Here is a 5201-nt window from a genome sequence, read left to right as displayed (position 1 = left end):
TTCAGCTTCTGGTGGCCCAAGATGACGGGCACCATGCTCGACACCCGCCTGGAGAAGATCCACTTCTGGACGCTGTTCATCGGCTTCCACACCACGTTCCTCGTCCAGCACTGGCTGGGAGCCGAGGGCATGCCCCGCCGCTACGCCGACTACCTCGCCGCCGACGGCTTCACCGCGCTCAACACCGTCTCCTCCATCGGCGCCTTCCTGCTGGGCCTGTCCACGCTGCCCTTCCTCTACAACGTCTGGAAGACCGCCCAGCAGGGCAAGCGGGTCGAGGTCGACGACCCCTGGGGCTATGGACGCTCCCTGGAGTGGGCCACCTCCTGCCCGCCGCCCCGCCACAACTTCGTCACCCTGCCCAGGGTCCGCTCCGAGTCCCCCGCCTTCGACCTGCACCACCCCGCGATCGCCGGCCTCGACCAGGCGGAGAACACGGGGCAGCGCGACGCGCTGGACACGAGCGGTCACAAGGGCGAGCGGTAATGACGGACCGACACGTCCGCCGTCCGCCTCCCGGTGTCGCCCCGGGCGTCGCGGCGGAGGCGGAGGGCTTCCTCCTGGCCCGGGAACACCGCCACGACGCCCACCGGGAGGCGCAGGCGCTCTGCAGCGCCCTCCCCTGGCTGACCACCGCGCAGGCGGAGGACCTCACACGGCACTACGTCGCCCACCGCCTGCGCCTCTCCCGCCAGATGTTCGAGGCGACCTTGTGCCGCGCCGACGAGCTGGGCCGGGAGTACGAGGCCCGGTACCTCCAGCTGCGACGCGACCTGCTCAGACGCCACGGCGTCTGGGCGTCGGGCCTGCTGGTCTGCGCGGCGGGCGTCAGCAGCGCGCTGTGCCTGTTCGCCCGCTGAGCGGGACACGGACGGCCCGCCCCGCCCCCGCTGCGGACAGCTCCGCTCCGATGCCCGGCGGCCACCCCCGCCCCGCCCGAGGCCTCCCTCCGCACCGGTGTCCGGCGGCCGCCCTCCGTCGCCGGCTTCCGCGGCCCTCGGAGGAGACGGCGGCGGAGAGCGGCCGGGGAGCAGGTGAGCCGGGGGGCGCTGGGTACCCGCCACGGCATGATGAAGCGCGCGCTGTGGCAGGGACTGCTGGCCGGTACGACCGGGGTGCTGGTGATGACGCTGGGCGAGAAGGCGGAGCAACGGGTGACCGGCCGGCCCGACTCCCACGTCCCCGCCCGCACCTTGGAACGCCTGACCGGCATGCGGGAGTACTCCGGCCGTCAACCCGTCCCGGTGAACCTGGCCATGCATCTGGGGCAGGGCGCTCTCCTCGGGATCCTGCGGTCGGTGATGTCGCACGCCGGTCTGCGCGGGCCCTGGTCGTCGGCGAAGTTCGCCGTCGTCCGGGTCACTTCCGACCAGATCCTGGAGAACGCCACCGGCGTCGGCGCCCCGCCCCAGACCTGGCCGCGCCGCGAACTCGTCGTCGACCTGCTGCACAAGACGGTGTACGCCTTCGCCACCGGCGCCGTCGCCGACGCCCTGGCCGCCCGGTCGGGCCCCGGCCCCGGGCAACGGCACGCCGCGATGCGCCCCGGCCGCCGGCCCGGCGTGGGTCCCCTGCCGCGGGGGCGATGACCGCCACACCGTGGCTTCCCCGTGCGGCGCCGGGCGCCGCACGGGGAAGCCGGGTCACTCACCGGTCGTCTTCTCCACCAGCGCGCCGTACGCCAGCTGCAGGGCGTCCGCGCCGGCCAGGGCGGCGAGGGCGCCCATGGTGGTGCGGGTGGCGCGCGGCCACAGCAGCTGGCCGGCGGTGAGGGTCGAGGCCACCCAGACGCTCATGCAGAACGGGCACGTCACCAGTTCGCCGACCGTGTCCTTGGCGCCCTCGGACCGCGCCTCCTCGTGCAGCTCTGCCGGCCCCTGGGGGCCCTCGAACGTGGTGAAGGGCGCCCGCAGCGGACTGGTGACCGACGCCTTGCTCAGCAGCCGGCTCAGCCGGAACGTCGCCACCGCGGTCAGCGCCACGTCCCAGGGCTCGGGCCGGTCCGGCAGCGGACGACCGCGCCTCCCGACCACCGTCGCCCACCCCACCGTGTAGACGCCGAAAGCCGCCATGGCCGCCGCGTAGCCGCGCAGCGGGCGGTGCTCTCCCGCCGAGTACGTGCGTTCGGTGTGTCGCAACCGCCTCCTCAGCCGGTCCGCGAGACGGCCGTCACGCTTCGCCGTACTGCCGTCGGGTTCCGCGCCCATGTCCTTCTTCGCCGCACCGCCGTCAGATTCCGCGCTCATGGCCTTCGTCCTCTCCTGCCCGCTCCGGTGCCTCGGTCGCTCGGCCCTCGGCGGCCTGGTCCTCGGTCGCTTGGTCCTCGGCCGGGCCCTCCGTCCCGTCCTCACGGCGCAGCCGGACCTCCACGTGCCCGTCGACGACGCGGGTGTCGAAGGCGGGCTGCGGCGCGGTGGCGGGGCCGCGGACGTTCCAGCCGTCCGAGAGCCGGAAGACACTGCCGTGCCAGGGGCACCGGACACACCCGTCGGCGACCGTGCCCTCGGACAGCGGCCCCGCCAGATGACTGCACCGCTCGGCCAGCGCGTGGAAGGTTCCCCCGGTTTCGCGCACCACCAGGACCGGCACGTCGTCCACGGTGCGCCGCACGGGCCGGCCCGCGGGGAACTCTCCCACGGCGCCGATCCGGTGCCAGCCCTCGCCGACGACGTGCGGGACTTCCTCGGCGTGGTTGGCGCCGGAAGCCTGCCGGTACGCCAGGTGGCCGCCCAGCATGCCTCCCAGACCGACCGCCGTCAGCCCGAGATAGCCGTAGGCGCGGCCGGCTCCGGTCCGCGCGGTGAGGCGGCACAGGAGCGAGACGCCGTACAGGCCCACGGCCGCCGTGTTGGCCGCGGCGTGCACCAGTCCCACCCGTGTCTGCTGCCGGTGGAGTTCGGCCCAGTCGACCGCGCCCGCCAACGCGGCGGGCCCGGCCGCCGCCAGTCCGACGCCCACGAGGAGGCCGGCCTCCCGGGAACGGCCGGGCCACAGGTCGAGTACGGCGGCGGACATCCAGCTGCCGATCGGCACCTGCACCGCCAAGGGATGCACGGGATGGCCGAGCCACCTGCCGTGCAAGGCGTCCCGCGCCCGGCCCAGCGGCAGGGCGCGCACGCTTCTGGTGAGCGTGTCGATCGCCGCGTCCGCCCTGGGATCACGCTCCAGGGCGTCGAGCAGCCACAGCATCCGGTTCTGGCCCATACGGCGGCGACCTGGCTTCTTACTCATGCGCGGAGGGTCCCCCGCGGGGCAGGGGGCAAACAGCCGGCCAAGGACGCCGGCTCCGCGCCCCGGCCGCCCGGACGGGACTGTCCCCGCCCGGACGGACTGGCACCCGCCCGGGCGGAACATCCGCCCGGGCGGGTGTCCCGGCCGACCAGGAGGACGCGGAGTCAGCCCTTGCCCATGGCTTTGCGTACGGTGTCCTTGGTGCGGTCCATGAGGGCGGCGACCGGTCCGAGGGCCATGTTCTTCGCCCCGGACTCGACGCCCGGGTGGGGCCGGGTGGGTGCCATCGCCTCGGCGGCCTTGATCGCCTTGGCCATCGCGGCGAGGCCGGTGACGTCGGTGCTGCGGCGGATGTGGGTGAACTCGTAACGTTCCTCGGCCCGCGCGTGCGCCTGGACGTCCTTGCGCAGCTTGAGCAGCTGGGGCATGAACTTGGGGTCGTCGGTGTCCAGCCCGTCGAGCGCGGACAAGGTCTCCTTGGCCGCCTTCTCCTCGGCGAGACGGTCCCTCACGACCTGCTCGCCGCCGGGGAAGCCCTTGCGGGCGAAGGGATGGACGACCTCTTCCTCGGCGGTCTCGTGCACCGCCAGCAACCGCACCAGGCGGCGGAAGGCGTCCCGGCGTTCCTCACCCGTGGCGGCCTCGACCTCGTCGAAGAGATTGCGGATGTCGCCGTGCTGGCGCATCAGCAGGGAGACGACGTCGTCGTCCCCGGCCGCGTCCTCCCCGGCGTGCGGGGTCTTCAGCTCGGACATGGCGGCCTCCCTCTACTTCTCGCGCTGGGCGGGGTCGGGGTGCTCGCCCTCGGTCTGGACGCGGTACTCGCGGCCGAACACCGCCTCGTGCTCGTGGATCACCTGGTCGCTCGGCGGTGCCTCGCCGCCGTGGATCTGCTCCTGCATCCGCTCGAACCGCTCGTGCGCCTCCCGCACGTAACCGGCGCCCAGCGTCGTGAGGTCCATCTGAGTGTCCAGCAGCTCGCGCAGGTAGCCCTTGTTCGGCTCGAAGGTGAGCACGTTGGGCAGCTCGGGAGCCAGCACCGAGGCGGGATCACGGCCGTCGTGACGGCGCATCAGATCGCAGGCGGCGTGCAGGTGCTCCAGCTCCATGTTCAGGTGCAGCTCCCAGATCGCCCTCACCCTGGCATCGCTCTCCTGCTCCATGAAGGAGTGGTAGAGGTAGCACTCGTTGTACTCGTGGTTGACCAGCTGCTCCCACCACGTCTCACCCGGGTCCACGAGGGACTCGTAGTGCGTGACGTGCTCCTCCTCGATCAGCCCGATCTCCTGGTAGAGCCGGCGGGCGATCGGCTCCATGTAGGTGGGGCCGGTGTTCATGTAGAAGTTCATGGTCTGCTGCTCCGCCGACATGATCGTCAGCGCGTGCAGCTTCGACAACGGGTTCGTCTCGTCCTTGGCGTACGGGTCGCGGACGTTGTCGACCGGATCGCGATGGTGGAACCGCGTGGGCCGGCCGGGCATGACCTCGGTCAGACCGTCGACGATCGACTCCGCCTTGCGGTGCTCGATCATCTCGTACAGGTTCGCGTACCGGTACAGATGGTCGAAGTCCTCCAGCACCCCGAACTGATACGCCTGCTTCAGATACGGGTCCGGCTCCATCCGGGCCACCCACGCCGTCAGGTCCACCGCCACCTGCTCGTACGCGATCGTCGTCTCCAGCACCGAGGAGACACCCGGAAGCAGCCAGTTCACCACCTTCTGCTGCTGCGCCTCGATGTAGCGCACCCGCGCCAGCTGCCGCTTGATCTCGGGATCGACCGTGTGCCGGGCGAGCTGGTGGCTGAACAGGATGGCCTCCACCTCGATCCCGTTCATCGTGATGATCCGGCAGCGGGTGTACGGGTCGCAGTGGTCCGGGTCGATCGGATCCACGTTCAGCTCACGCCAGCTGCGCAACTGGCGGTCCAGCGGGATACCCCGCTGCTCCAGCGGATTGAACGTCATGGG

The 5201-nt window shown here is 72.1% G+C and carries 7 protein-coding genes; 3 read left to right on the top strand and 4 right to left on the bottom strand.

What is annotated here, in order from left to right; translation table 11 throughout:
* The 3 genes from ACVV2G_RS33180 to ACVV2G_RS33170 form a co-directional block, all read left to right on the top strand.
* On the top strand, positions 1-486 hold a 486-nt coding region (locus ACVV2G_RS33180; protein WP_453846474.1), incomplete at its 5' end, for a cbb3-type cytochrome c oxidase subunit I.
* Positions 486-860, top strand: coding sequence for a hypothetical protein (locus tag ACVV2G_RS33175; RefSeq protein ID WP_453846473.1), 375 nt, complete (start codon positions 486-488; stop codon positions 858-860). The genes ACVV2G_RS33180 and ACVV2G_RS33175, both read left to right, overlap by 1 nt.
* Before the next feature lie 207 nt (positions 861-1067).
* A complete protein-coding gene (locus ACVV2G_RS33170) occupies positions 1068-1589 on the top strand; it encodes a hypothetical protein (RefSeq protein WP_453846472.1) in 522 nt (173 codons plus the stop codon).
* A 54-nt stretch (positions 1590-1643) separates the two neighbouring features.
* Here the strand turns inward: ACVV2G_RS33170 and ACVV2G_RS33165 are convergent, their stop codons facing one another.
* The 4 genes from ACVV2G_RS33165 to ACVV2G_RS33150 all read right to left on the bottom strand — a co-directional run bounded on the left by ACVV2G_RS33165 (position 1644) and on the right by ACVV2G_RS33150 (position 5198).
* Positions 1644-2207 (bottom strand): DUF1360 domain-containing protein, encoded by a 564-nt coding sequence (locus ACVV2G_RS33165; protein ID WP_453846476.1) that lies wholly within the window; start codon positions 2205-2207, stop codon positions 1644-1646.
* Between the two features lie 22 nt (positions 2208-2229).
* Positions 2230-3204 (bottom strand): Rieske (2Fe-2S) protein, encoded by a 975-nt coding sequence (locus ACVV2G_RS33160; RefSeq protein ID WP_453846475.1) that lies wholly within the window; start codon positions 3202-3204, stop codon positions 2230-2232.
* A 191-nt stretch (positions 3205-3395) separates the two neighbouring features.
* Positions 3396-3986, bottom strand: coding sequence for a hemerythrin domain-containing protein (locus tag ACVV2G_RS33155; protein ID WP_453846471.1), 591 nt, complete (start codon positions 3984-3986; stop codon positions 3396-3398).
* 12 nt (positions 3987-3998) lie between these two features.
* A complete protein-coding gene (locus ACVV2G_RS33150; protein ID WP_453843101.1) occupies positions 3999-5198 on the bottom strand; it encodes a hypothetical protein in 1200 nt (399 codons plus the stop codon).
* Positions 5199-5201: the final 3 nt, after the last annotated feature.

It is taken from the genome of Streptomyces sp. JK94 (assembly GCF_053613315.1).
This window is presented reverse-complemented; position numbering and strand designations above follow the sequence as displayed.